Annotated in this window: 1 protein-coding gene; it reads left to right on the top strand. The window is 69.4% G+C overall.

Features of this window, described 5'->3' with window-relative positions; translation table 11 throughout:
- On the top strand, positions 1-716 hold a 716-nt coding region (locus HOV91_RS39225), incomplete at both ends, for a hypothetical protein (protein ID WP_174190203.1).

Genomic DNA, 716 nt, shown 5'->3' with positions numbered 1-716 from the left:
CCCGAGCACCGCAACCCCACACCCGAGCAGCGGCCTACTCGGGTGCGCAGCGAGCGGACCGACACCAGGCAGCGCCCCCCACGCACGCCGCAGATCGACACCACCGACGCTTCCGAGGTGAGCCGGATCGCCCGGGAGATGTCGGAGCGCCACGGCTTGGAAATCGTCGGGTTCGATGCGGCGGATGTGGACGCGCAGGCGGTCCGTGAGATCGTTTCCGCCATCGATGACCTGCTGGCGAAATACCCGATTCCGCTGCGGGGTGTGGAGCTCACCGACGATCCGGAATCGCGTCCGAGGCCGAACCCGACCACGGTGGTGGATCGGCCGGCCGAGGTTTGGCTCCTACTGGCCAAACCTGCCCCGCATCCGCCGGTCGGGGCGACTACACAGCAAACGCGAAGGATCTTTCGTAAGCGCGGACCTGTCGAGCGGCCGGTGTATTCGACGGTCGTCCGCGAGTTCGCGAGGGCGTTGGACGTCGCGGGTGGTTTCCGGGCCCGTCAAGAAGCGTTGCGGACGTTGATCAACGAGTCCCTTCTCCGCGGCGGCAGCGGCGCCGGTCTGCTCGACCCCGGCCGGGCTCTGGTGGAGGGCTTCACCGAGGTGGTCCTGCGGGGGGAGCGCGCGGGTGCGTCGGCGAAGGAATTGCACGCGGCGCTGGTGAAAATGGCGCGCGCGGAAGCCACCGACTCCCCGGACGCCACCGACCCGCC

It is taken from the genome of Nocardia barduliensis (assembly GCF_013315795.1).
Lineage (GTDB): Bacteria > Actinomycetota > Actinomycetes > Mycobacteriales > Mycobacteriaceae > Nocardia > Nocardia barduliensis.
The sequence above is the reverse complement of the archived record's forward strand: the minus strand, read 5'-3'. Positions and strand labels throughout refer to the sequence as shown.